Below are 16,394 nucleotides of genomic sequence, written 5' to 3'. Positions count from 1 at the left end.
CACGCTGAAGCGTTTCGTTCTCCACTTGTTTCATTCGAGTGACAGCGTGCCACACGGCCGCAACGCGAATCCGCCAATGAGCTGTGCAGATGGAGAAAGGTTCGCTCATGGCATCGCATGCGAAACTCGACGGCAAGACGCCGTTCAAATCCGCCGCAGATCTGATTTCGTCTGCTCCCGCCTGGCTGGATCTGCCCGAACCACGCGGCTTCAGGCCCAAGCGCCGCCTGCGCACGGTGTGGATTTCCGACGTTCACCTCGGCACGCGAGGGTGCAACGCTCCGATGCTGCTGGATTTCCTTGCATCCATCGAATGCGAGACGCTCTACCTTGTCGGCGACATTGTCGACGGCTGGCGGCTGAGCAAGGGCTGGTACTGGCCCGATGCCCACAATGAAGTGATCCGGCGCATCCTCAAGATGGCGCACCGCGGCACGCGCGTGATCCTGATAGCTGGCAATCACGACGAGATGCTGCGCCCCTATGCCGGCATGAGCTTTGGCGGGGTGGAACTGGCTCTCGAGACAATTCACGAGACCGCCGACGGACGTCGCCTGCTGGTCACCCATGGGGACGGGTTCGACGGCGTGGTGCTCTATGCACGCTGGCTGGCGTTCCTTGGCGACAAGGCCTATTCGTTGCTGCTGCGCGCCAACGTGCTGTTCAACATTGCGCGCCGGCACCTCAAGATGCCGTACTGGTCGCTATCGGCATACCTCAAGAAGAAGGTCAAGAACGCGGTCCAGTTTGTCTGCGACTTCGAAGAAGCAGTGGCGCATGCGGCGCGGGACATGGGCGTCGATGGCGTCGTTTGCGGGCACATCCACTGCGCCGAGATCCGCCAGATCGGCGACGTGACCTACTACAACGATGGTGACTGGGTGGAGAGTTGCACGGCTCTCTCCGAAGAGTTCGACGGCAGCATGTCGATCATCGACTGGGCCGAGGACACGCGCCGCGCAGCTGCAGTCAAGGCCGCATTGAAGCCCATTCCGCAGCTTGAGGAGGAACCGGCATGAGGATCGCGATCTGCACCGATGCCTGGCATCCGCAGGTGAACGGCGTCGTCAGGACTCTGGCGGCAACGGTCGATCGCCTCATCGCCCGAGGTCACGAAGTCGAACTAGTAACGCCAAGCCAGTTCCTGACGATGCCGCTGCCGGGCTACAGCGAGATCCGCCTTGCCATGCTTCCCCGGTTCGGCACGCGACGCACCTTGGCAGACTTCGCTCCCGACGTGGTGCATATCGCCACGGAAGGTCCGATCGGATGGAGCGCAAGGGGCTGGTGCAAGGCCAACAACGTGCCGTTCACCAGCGCCTTCCACACCCGCTTTCCCGAATATGCAGCTGTCCGCACCGGCTTGAAACCCGAACGCTTCTGGCCGGTCATGCGGCGCTTTCACGGTGCCAGCCGCGCGGTGCTGGTATCAACGCCAACTTTGGCGGCAGAGCTGGCCGGCCACGGCGTGACCCAGACCCGGCTCTGGACGCGCGGCATAGATCGGGATCGTTTCCGTCCCAATCTTGAACCTCTGCCCGAACTGGCGGATCTGCCCCGCCCGATCATGCTGAATGTCGGTCGCGTCGCGATCGAGAAGAACCTGACGGCATTTCTCGATGCGGATGTAGCAGGCACGAAAGTGATCGTCGGAGACGGCCCAGCGCTGGCAAAACTGAAGGCACAGTATCCTGCGGCGGTCTTTCTCGGCGCGCGCCATGGCGAGCAACTGGCGAGGGCCTATGCTTCGGCCGATGTCTTCGTGTTTCCGAGCAGGACCGATACCTTCGGCCTTGTCATGATCGAAGCTCTTGCCTGCGGATTGCCGGTCGCAGCCTATCCCGTGCCGGGGCCGCTTGATATCATCGGGCGTGATGGCCACGGCCCGTCCAGCGACCTGCCAATGCAGATCGGCGCTCTGGACGAAGACCTTGGCCTGGCGATCCGGAAGGCCTTGCGCTGTGATCGGATCGGCGCGGCCGTCCAAGGTGCACGATACAACTGGGACCGCGCGACCGATCAGTTCCTCGAGGCCGTGGGCGATGCCATACGCGAGCCCAGCGCATATGCGTTCGCCTGAAGCCATGTAATCAGACAAAAGGCGGTGGCATCTATCGAGGATGCCATGCTATGGGCGCGGTCACGGAGACCCACCCCAATGCTTGCAGATGCCCCGCCCCAACCTGTTGTAATTGCGTCGGAAACGCCCGAAGTCACAGCCTCGCGTGAATTGCCGGCAGGTGTGGCGGATCTGATTGACGCAACACTGGCGTCAGGCAATCGCGCCGATGCGGAAGCCGTCATTCGTGCTGCCAAGCTTGCATTCCCGAGTGCCGCAGAAGCGATTGACGAGAGAGTGGCCACGCGCAAATCGTCCAGCTTTGCGCTGGTTGCGGCACCAGCCAGCAGGCAAGGCGAACCCAAAAAGTCAGAGGCCGCGGCGACACCCGCAAAAGAACCGAAAATTGCCGGCGAAGGGGAAGCCGGCGCATTTGCCAACACCGGCAATGCTCCGGGCATCGGACTGGTTGGCGGCTTCAAGCTGCTGGCCGAGGGCGCCAACTGGCGCATCGCCACCACTGCCCGAGCAGACTACCAGGAAACGGCGGACGTGGTCACCCGCGAACAATATCGCTTCTCGGCAGAGCCAAACTACAAGTTCGACAGCCGAGGCTATCTCTACGGCCTCGGCCAATTCGAGCAGGACCGCTTTCAAGGCTTTGCCTCGCGCTACAGCATTTCGGGCGGGCTGGGCTACAGTCTGCTGAAAGCCGATGATGCCAAGCTGAGCATCAAGGCGGGACCGGCGTGGCGCGTTACAAACCCGGTGGAAGGCGAGCGTGAATCCGTCGTGGCGGGGCTGGCATCGCTGGAAGCGAAGATCAAGCTGACGCCGAGCCTCGAATACAGCCAGGATGCCAATGCCTATTTCGATGCGCATGGCAGCACGTTTTATACCTTGGCGGCTCTCGACTCACGGCTGATCGGCAAGCTCAAGGCCCGGCTATCGTACATGGTGCAGCACGAAACCGCACCGGAACTCGGCCGGCTTGGCACGGATACGACGAGTCGGCTGACGCTGGTCTACGGGTTCTGAAGCGCCGTCAGGCGGCGGTGGTGCCCGGGGCGTGCTTGTTCATCAGATCGAACGAGCGCTCATACCACTTGCTGCCCGGATAATTGGTGCCCAGCACCGCTGCAGCCTTCTGCGCCTCTTGCGGCAAGCCGAGCGAGAGGTAGCTCTCGACCAGCCGGTAAAGCGCTTCGGGCGTGTGGCTGGTGCTCTGGTATTTTTCAACCACAGTACGGAAACGGAGCGTCCCGGCCAGCCACTTGCCGCTGCGCTGGTACATGCGGCCGATCTCCATTTCCTTGCCGGCAAGGTGATCGTTGATCAGGTCGATCTTGAGCCGTGCATCGGCAGCGTAATCGGTGTTGGGGTAGCGGCGCACCAGCTCGTTCATGGCGGTCAACGCCTGCTGCGTGATCTTCTGGTCGCGCGTGACGTCTGAGATCTGCTCGTAATAGCAGAGAGCGACGAGGTAGTAGGCGTAGGGCGCGTCCTTGTTGCCGGGGTGAATCGACAGGAAGCGCTGGGCCGACTGAACCGACTTCGAGTAGTCCCGGGCAACATAATAGCTGAACGCGCTCATCAACTGGGCGCGGCGTGCCCATGGCGAATAGGGATGCTGGCGCTCGACCTCGTCGAACAGGGCGGCTGCCTGCTTCGAATCACCACGGTCAAGCCGGTCCTTCGCAGCGGCGTAGAGCGTATCGACGTCGCGCGCGACGTAGGCCACGTCCTTCTTCTTGTTTCCCCGCCCGCGCAGCCGGCAGTCACGCCCATGGCGACGGTAGCGGCGGCGAGGACGGCGAAGCGCAACGGGCGGCGCATATCGAGGACGGTCATGCCGACCCTATAGCCAGCCGGTTCCTGAACGCCAAGTGAAGTTGCGGTCTTTTACGCCTCGGTGAAAGGAGGCTCGACCGCAATCGGATCGGCCAGCGTCATGCGATCGAGAATAGCTGCCGTTTCATCGCGCAATTGCAGCATCAAACCGCGCAACCGGCACTCGGCCTCGGGCAGGCAATTGGTGCAGGTTTCGTGAGCGTTCCGCGCCGCGCAAGGCACCAGCGCAAGGCTGCCGCGTGTCAGCCGGATGATGTCACCATAGCGGATATCGACCGGCGGAAGCGCCAGTTCGTATCCACCGTCCCTCCCCCGGTGAGAGATGACGATCCCTTCCCGCGCCATTTCGGAGAGGATGACGGTGAGGAATTTGCGCGGGATGTTCTGCGCCTCGGCGATGGCATCGAGACGCACGGGCCCCTGTCCGAACGTGTCGGAGAGATGCTGAAGCGCCCGGATAGTATATCGCGTCTTTTGCGAGAGCATGAGAAAGACATGAACACTCGAACGCGAATGTCAACGCGCTTGGTAGAATTACTGGTGGGGTCTTCTGCACTTTACCGTTAGTCCAGCCCGGTTCCTTCGAGGAACCGGGCCAGCGCATTCCTCGCCCGTCACAAAGGCAACGCGCGGTTCACTTTGCCTCGGCAGTGCTTTCCACGAAATCAAGCCGGGCACGATAGGGGTCTTCAACATGCTTCGCACCCCCTTCGGCGATAAGCATGACCTTGGTGTCGTCAGCGGTAGCGGCCGGCCACGCCGGTCCCGGCGTTCCGTGGGTTGCGAAATCGATCCACAGCTTGTGCGTGGCGGTCGCGACCGCTTGCTCGCCCGGGACCATCTTCCATTGCGTGCGGGCCGCGACAGTGTCGAAAACATAGGGCAGTTCGCTGGCGTGCGGCGCACCACCCATGGCCTTGCGGAAATCCGGATGCGCATAGGCGAACCGATACAGGAATGCCGCCTGCCCCCGCTTTGCCAGGGCCCTTGCCACGGCACGTGCCGGTTCGATGAACGTGCGATCAGCGCTGGTCATGACCGCGACCTGCAAAGGTGCGCCGTCGCCAGTCGGATCATAGAGCTTTCGCGCCTCTGCCTCCCGTTCGCCGTAGCTGGCAAATATCTTGGCCTTATCGGTACCGAAGGGAAGCCCGTCTGCTGAGTTTGCGCCGACCATGATCGGAACCCTGGCATAGAGTCCGGCGGCGATTGCCTCGACAGGACTGCCGAAAATGGTCCGGGCATCGACCATCGGTCCGGAATAGGAGGGCTGCGACATGGTCATCATTGAAAGATCACCTGTGACCTTCTCCGCCGGCAAGGCCCGCAGCGCTGCAGCGTCGAGACCGGCGGCAAAAGCCTCACCGGCCTTGGCTGCACCTGCAATGGTTGGCGTCGGCAAGGAGCGTTCGCGCCCGGCACCGCTCTCTATGATGACCTTCTGGAACAACCCACGCGCCTCGGGAGCCTGCAGCAGCATATGCATCGACATGCCGCCTGCGCTTTCTCCGAAAACGGTGACGTTCGCCGGATCGCCGCCAAATCTATCGGCATTGGCCTTCACCCAGCGGAGCGCCGCGATCTGGTCGAGATAGCCGAAGTTGCCGCCGTACCTTTCAGCCGCCAAGGCCGGGTGCGCAAAAAAGCCGAAGCGACCAAGGCGATAGTTCAGGCTGATCAGCACCACGCCGTCGCGCGCGAAGTTCTCGCCGGAATAAACCGCAGGCGAGGAGCCGCCGTTGACGAACCCGCCACCGTGGACCCAGACCATCACTGGCAATTTGGCCCCCGGCTTCGCCGATGCGGGTTTCCAGACGTTGACGAAAAGGCAGTCTTCCGCAGGCGTGGTTCGAATCGGTGCCGCATCGGGCGGGAATGGCGCCTGGAGGCAATCTGCCCCGTATCTGGTGGCATCGCGCACCGAGGTCCAAGACGTCGGCGGCTGCGGCTCGCGCCAGCGGTTATCCCCTACGGGAGGTGCAGCATAAGGGATGCCAAGGAAGGCCGAGACGCCGTTTGCAGCCTCAGTGCCGCGAACTGGCCCTGACGCGGTTTCAACGACGACCTCCTTGGTCACAGTCGAAGACGGCTTGGCAGCATGGCCGACACCTGAAGACAGGGCCATCATTCCTGCACCCAACGCCAGCGTTGCAATGACACGCATCCTCAATCCTTCCAGGTCTTGGCTGGCAGCTTTACCTTGACCGGCGTGCCCAGCGTTTCGGCATCCTTGCCAAGGGCGAAGGTGTATTCACCTGCCGGCATTGTCCAGCCGCCGTCCTTCCAGTCAGCAAGGATGCGCGGGTCGATGGTCAGGCTGACGTTTTGCGAAGCGGCTGCGGCAAGGTTCACGCGCTGGAACCCGGCGAGGCGGCGCTTGGCCTGTCCTGCGCGGTCGACGAGGTAAAGCTGCGCAACTTCAGCGCCCTCGCGCTTGCCGGTGTTCTTCACGGTGAAGCTGGCAGTCATGCCCTTCAGCTTGAGGCCTGTGCTTTCGAACGTCGTGTACGACAGGCCGTGGCCGAACGCGAACAGCGGCTTGGCGCCCTTTCGCGCAAACCAGCGATAGCCCACGTCCGAGCCCTCGATGTCATAATCGGACACCAGCTTGTCGCTGCCCGATGAGGGATTGCCCGAGAAGTCCGGCTCGACCCAATCGCTGCCATCGAGCCTGGGGCGCGGCAATTGCGCTTCGCTGGCCGGGAAGGTCAGCGGCAGGCGGCCCGAGGGATTGGTGTCGCCGAACAGCACCGAGGCAATCGCGGGACCGCCGCGTGCACCCGGATACCAGGCCTCGATGACGCCTGCGACCTTGTCCAGCCACGGCATCTTCACAGGGCCGCCAGTTTCCAGCACGACGATGGTGTTGGGATTGGCGGCAGCAACAGCCGCAATCAGCTCGTCCTGGCCATCGGGCAGCGACAGGTCGGGCACGTCGAGGCCTTCGGTGGTCCACTGCGTTGCAAAGATGATGGCGACTTCGGATTGCTTTGCCTTCTCCACCGCGTCGGCAATGTAGCGCCCGTCACGGAAGGTGACCTTGGCGTCCTTGGCCAGCGCCTGGATCGCGTCCATCGGGCTGGAGCGGTGGTACTGCTGGGCGATGAAGCCGGCCCACACGCCCTTGCCGCCGATCGGACGGGTCACGGCTGGGCCGCCCTCGCCATGCACCTGGCTGGATCCCGCGCCCGAGAGCACGCCGCCATCGGCATAGCCACCGATGATGGCGATGGACTTGGCGCTCTTGGCCAGCGGCAGCGCGCCGTTGTTCTTGAGCAGGACAATGCCTTGCCGCGCGACTTCCTCGGCCACTATGCCATTGGCGGCAAAATCGATCTTGCCGCCGGGCTTGGCCGGGTTCTTGTCGAGGCCCGAGGCATAGATCGCCGTCAGCACGCGGCGGTTCATGTCATCCAGACGCGCCTTCCACACAGGGTCAGCCGCCGCCTTGTCCTTGAGCTTGTCGCCGAAGAATACGCCGGGATCGAGCTGCTCGCCCGACTGCTGGTCGAGCCCCTTCAGCGCCGCCTCGATGTTCGGCACCGCGCCCCAGTCCGACATCACGAAGCCCTTGTAGCCCCACGACACTTTCAGCACCTTGTTGAGCAGCCAGTCGTTGGCGCAGGCCTGTTCGCCCCACACGCGGTTGTAGGCGCACATCACCGAGCCGGGCTGGCCCTGCTCGATGCCGATCTGGAAGGCGAGCAGGTCGCTCTCGCGCGCGGCGCCCTCGCTGATCTTGACGTCGACATACTTGCGCCCGGTCTCCTGCCCGTTCAGCGCGAAGTGCTTGATCGTGGAGATGATGTTGTTCGACTGGATGCCGCGGATCGCTGCACCCACCAGCATGCCCGAAAGCAGCGGGTCTTCGGCAAGGTATTCGAAGGTGCGGCCATTGCGCGGATCGCGCATCAGGTTGACGCCGCCGGCCAGCAACACGTTGAAGCCCTTGGCCCGCGCTTCCGATCCGATCATCGCACCCCCGCGATACATCAGGTCAGGGTTCCACGATGCGGCCTGCGCCACGCCCGAAGGCAGCGCCGTCGCCCCGTCCTTGCGGATGCCCATCACGTAGGACACGCCAAGGCTCGCGTCGGTTTCCTTGAGCGCGGGCACGCCCAGGCGCTCGATCCCCGGAATGTAGCCGGCCCCTGCAATCGCATCGGCCGGGATCGGCGGAGTCGGCCCGCCCAGCGGCAGCGGCATGATGCCATGGGTCAGCACCACCTTCTCGTCCGCCGTCATCTGACCGACCGTCGCCGCTGCACGCGCATCGGCCGCCTTCATGTCGACTGCAGAAGCTTGTTGGGCTTGGGATTCCGTCGCGCCAGCAGCCACCATCGTGCTCGCCGCCACCAAGAGGCGCCACACCTTTGACATCCATAGTCTCCTGAATTTCACAGCGGATTGACCACTCGATGGCCGAGGACCTGCCAGACTATTGGCAGCGCTGTCAAGCGTAGGAACAGAAACCCCAATCCGTAAAATAGGGTTCTTGTGGAGCGCCCGTACAAGGACTAGGTTTCAAGTTGTGAATGTTCGCACAGCGGTTTCCATCCCTGTATTGCCAAAAAGAGACGCATGACCTCCCCGACTTTTCCGGCGAGCTCCGCCCGGGCCACCATGGACGATGTGGCACGTCTTTCAGGCGTGTCGCTGAAAAGCGTGTCTCGCGTCATAAATGGCGAACCTCACGTATCGGCAACCCTGCGAGCAAAGGTCGAGGCTGCGATTGCAGAGCTCAACTATGTGCCTGATGCAGCCGCCCGCTCGCTTGCCGGATCACGCACATTCATCATCGGCCTGCTGCTGGACAATCCCAGCCCGCACTACACCATGAAAATTCAGAAGGGCGTCTATGACGTCGTACGCTCCCAGCAATATCATCTGCGCATCGACAATATCGATTCCACCGTACCGAACGCACAATTTTCTGCGCTATTGGAAGCCCTGATCCGTAACAATCGCTGCGACGGGTTCGTGCTGACCCCGCCGCTGTCGGACAATCTGCTCCTTCTCGACTTTCTCGAGGCGCGCAAGATTCGCTATGTCCGGATCGCCCCGGCGCTGGATAATGCGCGTGGTCCCGGAATTGCCATCGATGACGCTGCAGCAGCTGCTGCCATGGCCAGGCATCTGTGGGACCTTGGTCATCGCCGCTTCGCAGTCATGCGGGGGCCGGCGTCGCACCGGGCCGCAGCCCGCCGGCGAGACGGCTTCATCGCCGAACTGGAGCGGCTCGGCAACACCGCGCCGGTGATCGACGCCGATGGCGGGTTTTCTTTCGAAGGTGGAATTGCCGCCGGCGAAACCCTGATCGCCCAAAGTCCTAGGCCGACCGCCGTCTTCGCCTGCAACGACGACAGTGCTGCCGGCGTGATGGCAGCTTGCTCGAAGGCAGGCTTGAAAGTGCCGGACGACATCTCCGTCTGCGGCTTCGACGACAGCTGGATTGCGCGGTCAGTCTGGCCCTATCTGACGACCGTGTATCAGCCAATCGAGGAAATGGGCCAGGCGGCCGCAGCCCTCCTGCTCAGAAGAGACGAGCAGGAAGGCAAGATTTCCGAGCTTGGGTTTAAGCTTGTAATCAGGGATTCGACTGCCCCTCCCCCGCAGTCTCAAGCGTAACCGGGCCGATCAGCCCTGACGGGCGGAGCGCTGCATCGGCACTATACGTCGGGAACGACGTCCAGGTCACCTTTTTCGCACCGGGTTGTGCATCGCCGATCAGGCGATTGACCCATAGGTTCGCAACCTTGACCTCTACCGAGTTCACGCCATTCCGCACTGCACCGGACAGATCGACCCGGTAGGGCTTGTGCCAGGCATAGCCGACGTGCTTGCCATTGACGGATACTTCGGCGATCTCGCCCACCTCGCCGAGGTTGAGCCAAAGCGGCGCGCCAGATTTGACGCTCTTGGGCAAGACGAAGCTGCTGGTGTAGGTCGCCATGCCCGAGAAGTACCTGACACCCGGATCGGCCTGGTCGCTCAGCGATGCCAGTTTCGGCAAAGTGATTCCTGCAGGTGCGCCACGTCCTGCCTGGAAGGCGACCTGCCATGGCCGGTCCAGCTTGGCCACCGCAGTGGGCACGACCTTCTTGATCATCAAAGCGTTCGATTTGGCGGGTTTGCGGAACACGACGAAAACGGAACTCTCGGCACCTAGCGTCAGTGGGACGATCGTTTCGCCGTCTTCGATGCGGTAGGATACAGGCTCCGAACGCCCGCTATCGGCGTGCCACAGTTCCGGCTGCTTTCCGGTGATACGGAAGCGCGCCTCTACCCGCTCATCCACCGCCTTGCGGTTGTTCAGAAACCACAGATCGCCGTCACTCAAGGTGCGGTGGACGAACAGCACCTCGGCATCGGCACTGGCTCCCGACATCTGGAAGTCCGACGACACGCCCGCCTTCGCAAGTGCAGCATCGATATCGGCAGAGGCGATGACCTGCCCTGCCCCAATCCGCGTCACCGGTGAGCCAGACCACAGTTTCGCGACCAGTGCTGCGAAATCGGCATCGCCGTCTGTCAGCGCGAGCGAGCTTTCGGGCGCCTGACCGACGACGGTTGCACCCGCCTCGACCAACGCAGCGAGGCGCCGCAATGTCGCGACGGTCATGCGCCGCGTCGATCCGCCAAGCTGGATCGCCTTGTAGCGCGCCCCGCCTTTGGCGACGATCTCTCCATCCTTCACCTCGATCGCATCGAACAGCGCATCGCGATTGATGAAATCATAGGCATGGTCCTTGGGTGCGTCGGCAATCGGCTTGCGCCCATAAAGGGCCGTGATCGGTCCTTCCTCGCCGTAGAAGTAGGCAACGTCGGCAACGTTGCGGCCTGCCTGCAGGAGCAGAGAGGACCGCGCCATGTAATCGACCCACGGCCGGGCAAGTTCGGCCCATGCTTCATGGCGATTGAAAAACTGGCCGAAGATGGCCAGCGACATGCCTGGCACCTTGTCGTCAACCGGCTGGTGCACCGAAGTGTGCACGACCGGGCGGTTCACGCCGCTGGCGAACTCCAGATCAATGATGCGGCGCAATTCATTGGGAGCGTAGGCCCACGGCGCCAAGGCAGACGTCATCGATTCTGCCGCAACGATGTTCTGGCCATAGACATGCGCTACCGAGGCTGCGCCCTTCATGTCCGCGAGATAGCTGGGGTTGGGTCCGGCCTTGCGGCTGAAGGTCCACAGGGCGGCCATCGGCACATCGGCATGGCTGCGCATTGCCATGTCATCGCCAAGCGAGGGACGGTTGTCCTCGAGAGCCTCGCCATAGACCTTCAGGCCGTTCTCGTGCGCCACCTTGGCAACTGTCCCGTAGTGTTCGGATGCCATGAGATCGGCGAGAGTCTGGCGGTAATCGCGCAGGAACTTGTCCGACTGATCGCGCGTGCCCACGACCACGCCAGCCAGAGCGGGAAGGTAGGGCATCGGATCGTATCCGCGAAGTCGCTTGAACTGCTCGACCATGCGCGGCGTCCAATTGGCCGCGCCTACCTCGATGGAATCGGTCAGGAGAGCGCGAACGCCTCGCTTGCCGACGAGATCCTCACCCGCCGCATCCTTGTAGGTGCCGATGTAGTGTTCGAGATAGCGACGAACGGCATTGCCATCGAACTTGTCGACCTCAAGACCCGTCGCCTCAGGCGGGGCGGGATGATTGGTTGTGCCAAGCAGGCTCGACCCAAAGCGGATCACACGCCACCGCCCCTTTGGCGGCGTCCAATCGAGCGAGCCATCGGGGCGCATCTTGCCTGTCAGGTCGATGACCCTCGAAGGATCAACGCCGACGGCACCCCTGTCTGGTTCGCCGAGCGCATCGTAATCCCGTGCGATCGCAAAGCCCGCCTTGGCTTCGAACTGGTCAACGGCGATTTCGGAAGTCAGGCGAAATTGCTTGATCTCGAGCGGCGCCTTCGCGCTCGCCGCGATCATTTCGACAAAGCCGCCTGCAATGGCACCAGGCGCAGGATCGCCCATATTGGAGCCGTTGAACGGCAAGGGCATAAAAACCAGACGGAAATGACGCGCTGTCACCGGCTTGAAACTGACGGTCGACGGCGCGCCGGTGACCGGTAGGCTTGCGACAGGCTGCCATGCGGTGCCGTCGATGCTGGACTCGAGGCGAATGTCGAGCGTCGGCCCCGCGAACATGCTTTTCGCGCCGGGAATGGCAATCGTCGCAGAGCGTATCGTCTGCGGCTTGGCGTAGCTCGCCACCAAGGTTGTCGGCGCCTCTGCCGGACCACGGGGCAGGGTCACGCCAGTCTGCAGGCTGGCATCCGCCAGTTCCGCGGCAGAGATCGGCTTGCCCCCCGAACTGAAGGCGGGAAGCACGTCTGCCGCTGCCGTGTCCGGCAGCGCGAGCACCGCAATATCGCTATACAGCTCGGGAGCCTTGAAGCCATGCTCGCCGGTGATCGCAGCCAGCGGATCTGAATCCGGCATGTCCAGAAAAGGCCCGGTGGTGACCGGAGGCATCGGCAACTTGCCCGTGAACCGCTTTCCACCCTGAAGGCGCGTTTCTGCCCAAACGACCTTTTTCAGCCCATCTTCAGGCTTCACCCACGGGCCGCCGGTTTCCGACCAACCCGGTGAAGCCGCGATGGCGAGCTCAAGGCCGAGGCGGTCAGCCTCGCTGGCGGCGAAGCGAAAGGCGTCCTTCCATTCCGGCGTCATGTACACGAGACGCTTGTCCACGACCTGTGGGGTCTGGAGCCCGGCGTCGAAGTTTTGCAGGCCGCCAATGCCGACGCGCTTCATCCAGTCGAGATCCTTGGCGATCCCATCCTTGGTGATATTGCCGTTCATCCAGTGCCACCAGACGCGTGGGCGCGCTTCCATTGGCGGGTCCTGGAATTGCTGGGCCAGTGGATCAGGGCTCGTCGCGCCCTGATCGGCAGCAGGAGCCTCGGCAAAGGCAACTGGCGAGAGCAGCGTGCTGCAAGCAAGGATCGTGGCGACCGAAAGGCCCCGGCGGATGTTCATCATGCTCTCTCCAGACTTGTTCTGTTTATGAAATTGCAAATCAGACGATGCCTGCGCCCAGTCCGACCGCCTTGCGCTCCTGCGCCTTGCGACCGCGGTACTGGCTGAGGCGGTAGGCTTCGAGCACATCAATGGCCCCTCCCGCTTCCACTCGCGCCTTGGCGAGGATCGGCGCAACGTCGACGTTGTAGGCGCGGCGCAGGGCCTGGAACGCCATCATCGTGTCGTTGGCTTCCTGTGCCGCGTGCAGCGCCTCGCGGTCGACCAGTTGCGCCTTGGCGAAGCACTGGGTGATCGTCTCGGCGCTCGACAGCATCGATTCGATCGGATCGGTCACGTTGTGTGACTGGTCGATCATGTAGCTTGGATTGAAGCCGTCACGCGGATTTAGCTCGGCTTCGACCAGTTCGTTGAACACCAGGAACAGCTGGTGCGGGTTGATCGACCCGCTGTCGAGGTCGTCATCGCCATATTTGCTGTCGTTGAAGTGGAAGCCGCCAAGCTTGCCGAAGCGGTGCAGGCGGGCAACGATCTGTTCGATGTTCACGTTCGGAGCGTGGTGGCCGAGATCGACGAGGCACTTGGCCTTCGGACCAAGTTCCTGCGCCGCAAGGATCGAGGAGCCCCAGTCGCTAATCACGGTCGAATAGAAGGCCGGTTCGAACATCTTGTGTTCCAGCAGCATGCGCCAGTCATCGGGCAGCGCGGCATAGATCTTCGAAGCCGCTTCGAGATAGCGGTCAAGGCTACGGCCAAGGTCCTGCTGCCCCGGGAAGTTGGTGCCATCACCCACCCACACCGTAAGGTCGGTGGAACCGAGCTGTCGGCCGATCTCGATGCACTCGATGTTGTGATCGACTGCCTGCTGGCGCGTGGCGGCGTCGTGCGCGGCAAGCGATCCGTTGGCGTAAGTATGCGCCTGGCCAACCTGATCCTGGAACGTGTTCGAATTTACCGCGTCCCAACCCAAGCCGAGCGCAGCAGCCTCTTCACGCAATGCCTTGAAGTCGCTGACCTTGTCCCACGGGAAGTGCGGGGACACGCGCGGGGTGACGCGGCTGAGTTGCTGGATGACCGCACAATCTTCCAGCTTCTCGTGAATGTTGGTCGGCTCGCCGGCAATCGGGAACTTGGCAAACCGCGTGCCGCCACGGCCAGCCCCCACGAAGGCACGGCGACGGAAAAGCCCGCGACGCGGTCCTTGATCGCATCGATATCGATACCGGTGCGGGCCAGCTTGCGGCCCAGCGCGGCGTAGTCTTCGTCAAGCGCCTCGGCGTGAAGGGCGTTGCGTTCGGCGATCAGGTCGGCCGAGATCGGCAGTTCGGTCATGTCCTATTCCTCTCCGGAAGACTTAGCGCGTGAAGGCCTGCGCGTTGCCCGCGTCGACGTTGATCATGTTGCCGGTGGACTTTGCGCTCATGTCCGAACCGAGGAAATAGACAGCTTCGGCAATGTCTTCCGGCAAGACGTCGCGCTTGAGCATCGAGCGCTGGCGGTAGTGCTCTTCCAGTTCCTTGCCGCTGTCGATGCCGTGGGCTCCGGCGCGCTCCTTGCGCCAGTCGCCGTCCCAGATCTTGCTGCCCTTGATCACGGCGTCCGGGTTGACGGTGTTGACGCGGATGCCGTGGGGCGCGCCTTCCAGCGCCAGGCAGCGTGCGAGATGGTTTGCTGCCGCCTTCGCCGAGGCATAGGCGCTGGCGTTGGTCGCCGCAGCCACGCCGTTTTTCGAACCGATGAAAACCACCGACGAACCGCCCTGCTCCTTCATCCGCTTCATCAGCGGCCAGGCAGCGCGGGCGGTAAGGAAATAGCCCTGCGCCAGCACGTCGTAATTGCGATTCCACAGCTCGATCGTGGTCTCCTCGATCGGCGCGGACGAGGCAATGCCGGCATTGGCGACGAGGATGTCGAGCCCGCCAAACTCGCGCGCCGCCACATCGATAGCGGCCTTTACCTGAGCTTCGTCAGTGACGTCGCACACGGCAGCGCGCACGACATCCTTGCCGAATTGCTTGGCAAAGCCAGCGCGCACTTCCTCGACCGCATCGGCTGCGCGATCCGCCAGAACCACGCAGGCACCTTCGCGCAGCAGACGAGCGGCAGAGGCGGCACCGATGCCCCCTGCCCCGCCGGTGACGAGCGCGATCTTGCCGACCAGCGGCTTGGGCGCAGGCATGCGCTGCAGCTTGGCTTCCTCGAGCAGCCAGTACTCGATGTCGAAGGCTTCCTGCTCGTCCAACGCGATGTAGTCACCGATTGCCTCGGCGCCGCGCATCACGTTGATGGCGTTTCCATAAAATTCGCCAGCAAGCCGTGCAGTGGTCTTGTCGGTGGCGAAGGTGATGCGACCGACACCGGGCACGAGCACCACGACCGGGTTGGAATCGCGCATGGCAGGCGAGTTGGACCGCTTGCAGCGTTCATAATAGGCCGCATACATCTCGCGATAATCGGCGATCTTCTGCGCCAGATAGGCATCGTCCTGCAGACGCGCGGGATCAAGCGTCAGCGGTGCGATCTTGGTGCGCAGGAAGTGATCGGGGCATGACGTCCCCAGTGCAGCAAGGCGCTCGAAGTCGGCCGAGCCTGTGAACTCCAGCGCTTCGGCATCGTCCGAGAAGTGGCCGAGCTTCTGGCGCGCGCCGGTCATGAAGCCGCGCAGACGGGGCATGAGGTCGGCGGCGATGGCAGCGCGATCCGGGTTCGGCGCAACCTTCTGGCCACCGAAGGCAGGTGCGCTGCCAAGCTTGGCGTTCAGGTAGTTCGCAGCGTCGGCAATCAGCTGCACGGTGTGCTCGTAGCAGGCCTTGGCGCTGTCGGCCCAGCAGATGATCCCGTGGCCCGCCAGCATCACACCTTCAACTTGCGGGTTCGCCTTCACGTAATCACGCAGCATCACGCCCAGCGTGTAGCCGGGGCGCTTCCACGAGAGCCAACCGATCTTGCCGCCCCAGATTTCCTGCGTCGCCGCTTCGCCGCCTGAGGACGCTGCCAGCGCGATGATCGCGTCGGGGTGGACGTGATCGACATGGGCAAACGGCAGCAACGAATGCAGCGGCGTGTCGATGCTGGCCGCGCGGCCGTTCAGATTGAAGGTGCAGTGCGGCAGGAAGCCGACCATCTTGTCGTCATCGTCAGGACCAGAATAATGCGCCTCCAGCCCCAGCAGCTTGGCCTGATAGAGCGTGGCAAAACCATCGAGCTTCATCGACCCGATATCTCCGCCCGAACCCTTGACCCACAGCACTTCGACCTTCTCGCCGGTAAGCGGATCGACCTCCTCAAGCTTGGCTGAGGTATTGCCGCCGCCGAAGTTGGTCACCGTCAGATCGCTGCCGAGCAGGTTCGAGCGGTAGAGCAGCAGTTCGGCAGGGCTGAGCTGCGAAGCGACCGCATCGTCCCAACGGCTGGCCGGCACGGCGAACGGAAGGGCGGCAGTAATCGGGGTGTGGGCGTTCATGGCATCCTGCAGACTGTTGCGCGATC

General features: G+C 62.9%; 10 protein-coding genes and 1 pseudogene. 4 read left to right on the top strand and 7 right to left on the bottom strand.

Annotated elements, in window-relative coordinates; translation table 11 throughout:
* The first annotated feature begins 107 nt into the window (after positions 1–107).
* The 3 genes from C7W88_RS11505 to C7W88_RS11495 all read left to right on the top strand — a co-directional run bounded on the left by C7W88_RS11505 (position 108) and on the right by C7W88_RS11495 (position 3,097).
* A complete protein-coding gene (locus C7W88_RS11505; RefSeq protein ID WP_205525170.1) occupies positions 108–1,019 on the top strand; it encodes a UDP-2,3-diacylglucosamine diphosphatase in 912 nt (303 codons plus the stop codon).
* On the top strand, positions 1,016–2,080 hold the full coding sequence (locus C7W88_RS11500) for a glycosyltransferase family 1 protein (RefSeq protein WP_118073637.1): 1,065 nt from the start codon (positions 1,016–1,018) through the stop codon (positions 2,078–2,080). Before C7W88_RS11505 ends, C7W88_RS11500 begins: the two co-directional genes overlap by 4 nt.
* A gap of 162 nt (positions 2,081–2,242) precedes the next feature.
* Complete coding sequence (locus C7W88_RS11495; RefSeq protein WP_240344599.1) at positions 2,243–3,097, top strand: DUF481 domain-containing protein; 855 nt, start codon at positions 2,243–2,245, stop codon at positions 3,095–3,097.
* Between the two features lie 7 nt (positions 3,098–3,104).
* Here the strand turns inward: C7W88_RS11495 and C7W88_RS11490 are convergent.
* The 4 genes and pseudogenes from C7W88_RS11490 to C7W88_RS11475 form a co-directional block, all read right to left on the bottom strand.
* Positions 3,105–3,847, bottom strand: a pseudogene (locus C7W88_RS11490) (outer membrane protein assembly factor BamD).
* A gap of 114 nt (positions 3,848–3,961) precedes the next feature.
* Complete coding sequence (locus C7W88_RS11485) at positions 3,962–4,396, bottom strand: Rrf2 family transcriptional regulator (RefSeq protein WP_118073635.1); 435 nt, start codon at positions 4,394–4,396, stop codon at positions 3,962–3,964.
* 148 nt (positions 4,397–4,544) lie between these two features.
* Entirely contained in the window at positions 4,545–6,074 is a 1,530-nt protein-coding gene (locus C7W88_RS11480; protein WP_240344597.1) for a carboxylesterase/lipase family protein, read from the bottom strand.
* Between the two features lie 2 nt (positions 6,075–6,076).
* Positions 6,077–8,290, bottom strand: a complete 2,214-nt coding sequence (locus C7W88_RS11475) for a beta-glucosidase (protein WP_118073634.1) — start codon at positions 8,288–8,290, stop codon at positions 6,077–6,079.
* A 243-nt stretch (positions 8,291–8,533) separates the two neighbouring features.
* Here C7W88_RS11475 and C7W88_RS11470 point away from each other — a divergent pair, with 243 nt between their 5' ends.
* On the top strand, positions 8,534–9,538 hold the full coding sequence (locus C7W88_RS11470) for a LacI family DNA-binding transcriptional regulator (protein WP_162896011.1): 1,005 nt from the start codon (positions 8,534–8,536) through the stop codon (positions 9,536–9,538).
* Here the strand turns inward: C7W88_RS11470 and C7W88_RS11465 are convergent.
* The 3 genes from C7W88_RS11465 to C7W88_RS11455 form a co-directional block, all read right to left on the bottom strand.
* Positions 9,498–12,905 (bottom strand): glycosyl hydrolase, encoded by a 3,408-nt coding sequence (locus tag C7W88_RS11465; protein ID WP_118074729.1) that lies wholly within the window; start codon positions 12,903–12,905, stop codon positions 9,498–9,500. The genes C7W88_RS11470 and C7W88_RS11465 overlap by 41 nt on opposite strands.
* A gap of 40 nt (positions 12,906–12,945) precedes the next feature.
* Entirely contained in the window at positions 12,946–14,070 is a 1,125-nt protein-coding gene (locus C7W88_RS11460; RefSeq protein ID WP_240344596.1) for a TIM barrel protein, read from the bottom strand.
* 189 nt (positions 14,071–14,259) lie between these two features.
* The gene (locus C7W88_RS11455; RefSeq protein ID WP_118074728.1) at positions 14,260–16,368 is read right to left on the bottom strand and encodes a bifunctional rhamnulose-1-phosphate aldolase/short-chain dehydrogenase; all 2,109 of its coding nucleotides are present in this window, start codon (positions 16,366–16,368) and stop codon (positions 14,260–14,262) included.
* Positions 16,369–16,394: the final 26 nt, after the last annotated feature.

The organism is Novosphingobium sp. THN1 (assembly GCF_003454795.1).
Lineage (GTDB): Bacteria > Pseudomonadota > Alphaproteobacteria > Sphingomonadales > Sphingomonadaceae > Novosphingobium.
This window is presented reverse-complemented; position numbering and strand designations above follow the sequence as displayed.